This window comes from Microbacterium sp. Bi128, assembly GCF_918698205.1.
Window position 1 is genome coordinate 1 of sequence record NZ_CAKKMM010000543.1, and the last position, 3184, is coordinate 3184.

The following is a 3184-nucleotide window of genomic DNA, read 5'->3' on the forward strand; positions in this document are numbered from 1 at the left end:
CCCCCCGGGCGAGCTGCTCCTCGAGTTCGTTCAGCGGCTGGTTGTCCAGGTGTGCGGGCTGTTCAGTCATATTCCTACTCGATCACGTCCACGGCCGGTCCGCAAACGCGAAATCGCCGGAAACCTGCGGATTCGCCGGTATTTTCCGGCGAATCGGCAGGTTTCCGGCGATTTCGGCGTGCTGCCTACTTCTTGGCCGGGGCCTTCCGTGCGGGCGCCTTGCGGGCCGTCGTCGTGCGCTTGACCGGGCCCTTGGCCCGCTTCTCCGCGAGGAGTTCGACGGCGCGTTCCCGGGTCAGCTCCTCGATCGAGGTGGTGCGCGGCACGGTGATGTTGGTGATGCCGTCGGTGATGTACGGGCCGAACCGGCCTTCCTTCACCACGATGTTCTTCTCCGAGACCGGGTCCGGTCCGAATTCGGCCAGCGGCGGCACGGCGGCACGGGCGCCGCGCTGCTTGGGCTGCGAGTAGATCTCCAGCGCCGCCTCAAGCGTGATCGTGAAGATCTCCTCTTCGGAGCCGATGGAGCGGGAGTCCGTGCCCTTCTTCAGGTACGGGCCGAACCGGCCGTTCTGCACCGTGATCGGGTTGCCGTCGGCGTCCTGGCCAAGCACGCGGGGCAGGCTCATGAGCTGCAGCGCCTCGTCCAGCGTGATGGTGTCCACGCTCATGGACGCGAACAGGGACCCGGTGCGCGGCTTGGCCTTGACGGGCTTCTTCGGCGGCGTGGGCTTGCCGTTCTTGTAGTACTCAACGGGCTGGTTGGCCAGCTGTTCCTCGGTCATCTCCGGGATGATCTCGGTGACGTAGGCGCCGTAGCGGCCATTCTTGGCCACGATCGTGTGCCCGGTGTGCGGGTCCGCGCCGAGGACGCGCTCCTCCGGGGCAGCGGTCTCCATGAGTTCAACGGCTTTGGCGGCCGTGAGCTCGTCCGGGGCCAGGTCCTCGGGGACGTTGGCGCGGGCCGCCTCCACCACTTCGCCGGTCTCGGGATCCACCGTCGCGGTGGAGCTTTCCAGGTACGGGCCGAACTTGCCGACCCGGAGGGTGATCGCGTCCGTGATGGGGATGGAGTTGATCTCGCGGGCATCGATCTCGCCGAGGTTGTTCACGATGCTCAGCAGGCCGGGCTCGGAGTCCTCACCGAAGTAGAAGTGCTTGAGCCACGCGGGTCCGGCCGCCTGGCCGTTGGCGATCTTGTCCAGGTCCGCTTCCATGTCGGCCGTGAACTCGTAGTCCACGTAGTCGTGGAAGTGCTGTTCGAGGAGCCGGATCACGGAGAACGCGATCCAGCTCGGGACCAGCGCGGAGCCCTGCTTCCGGACGTAGCCGCGGTCCTGGATCGTAGAGATGGTGGAGGCATAGGTCGACGGGCGGCCGATGCCCTTCTTTTCCAGCTCCGCAGTCAGCGAGGCTTCGGTGTAGCGCGGCGGCGGCGAGGTTTCGTGGCCGCCGGCGACAATGTCGCTGGCAGTGAGCGCGTCGTCCTTGGCCACGTTGGGCAGCCGGCGTGCTTCCTCGGACTCGTCGTCGCCGCGGCTTTCGTCCTTGCCTTCTTCGTAGGCGGCGAGGAAGCCGGGGAAGGTGATGACGGTGCCCGACGCCGAGAACTCGGCGTCGCGGCGGTCGGCCGGGTCACCAACGGTGACGGCGCCGAGACGGATCGTGGCGGTGGAGCCCTTGGCATCAGCCATCTGCGAGGCGACCGTGCGCTTCCAGATGAGCTCATAGAGGCGGAATTCGTCGCCGGAGAGCTGCTGGGCCACCTGGGCTGGGGTGCGGAAGGAGTCGCCGGCGGGACGGATGGCCTCGTGGGCTTCCTGCGCGTTCGCTGCCTTGCCGCTGTAGACCCGCGGCGACTGCGGCACGTACTCGGGGCCGTACAGCTCGGAGGCCTGGCGCCGGGCGGCCGTGACGGCCTCGTTGCTCAGCGCGGACGAGTCCGTACGCATATAGGTGATGTAGCCGTTTTCGTAGAGCCGCTGGGCCACCTGCATCGTGCTCTTCGAGGAGAAGCGCAGCTTGCGGCCGGCCTCCTGCTGCAGGGTGGAGGTGGTGAACGGCGCCGCCGGGCGGCGGGTGTACGGCTTGGTGTCGACGGAGCGGACGCGGAAGTCGGCGTCCTGCAGCCCCGCCGCGAGCGAGGTGGCGAGTTCCTCGTTGAGGTGGACGGCGTTGCGGGAGGTGAGCTCGCCGTTGTCGTTGAAGTCCCGGCCGCTGGCGACCTTGGCGCCGTCGACGGCGGCGAGTTTGGCTTTGAAGGAGCCGGAACCGGCGCCGAACTGGCCGGTGAGGTCCCAGTAGGAGGCGGCCTTGAAGGCCATCCGCTCGCGTTCGCGGTCCACCACCATGCGGGTGACAACGGACTGCACGCGGCCGGCGGAGAGGCCACGGGCCACCTTGCGCCACAGCACCGGGGAGATCTCATAGCCGTAGAGCCGGTCCAGGACGCGCCGGGTCTCCTGGGCGTCCACCAGGTCCTGGTCGACATCGCGCAGGTTGTCCATGGCGCGGTGGATGGCTTCCTTGGTGATTTCACCGAAGGTCATCCGGTAGACGGGAACCTTGGGCTTGAGCACTTCGAGCAGGTGCCACGCGATGGCCTCGCCCTCGCGGTCCCCATCGGTTGCGAGATAGAGAGCGTCGGCGTCTTTGAGCTGCGCCTTGAGCTCGGCGACCTTCTTCTTCTTGTCCGAGGACACCACGTAGTAAGGCTTGAAGTCGTTGTCGATGTCGACGGCGAACTTGCCCAACGGGGTCTTCTTCAGTTCCGCGGGGAGCTCCGAGGGCTGCGGGAGGTCGCGGATGTGACCGATGGAGGCCTCCACAATGAAGCCTTCGCCGAGGTACTTGGCGATGGTCTTGCTCTTGGCGGGAGACTCCACAATCACGAGTTTCTTGCCGGTTTTGGCCTTGCTTGGCACGGTGCTCCTACAGAAAAAGGTGGCTCGGGCAGATGCGCCCATACCCGCCTAGTTCACCATATTTTGCAGAATCCCGCGCATCCGGCCGGAAATGACGGCCCGGCGGACGCGGCTTCCGGCCGCAATAGGGCCACGTGCCGGCCGGCCCCTGAGCGCACTCCGGATGCGGTTCAGCGCCGTGCCCGCGACCGGTTCAGGCCTTCCCGGCGGCGGGCTCAGCCCTCCCCGGCGGCTGCTCAGCCCTCCCCGGCGGCGGGCTT

Annotated in this window: 1 protein-coding gene; it reads right to left on the minus strand. The window is 67.2% G+C overall.

From position 1 onward, the window contains the following. Window positions 1-185: 185 nt before the first annotated feature. The gene (gene topA, locus LQV45_RS22600; RefSeq protein ID WP_230008918.1) at window positions 186-2924 is read right to left on the minus strand and encodes a type I DNA topoisomerase; all 2739 of its coding nucleotides are present in this window, start codon (window positions 2922-2924) and stop codon (window positions 186-188) included. Between the last annotated feature and the right edge of the window lie 260 nt (window positions 2925-3184).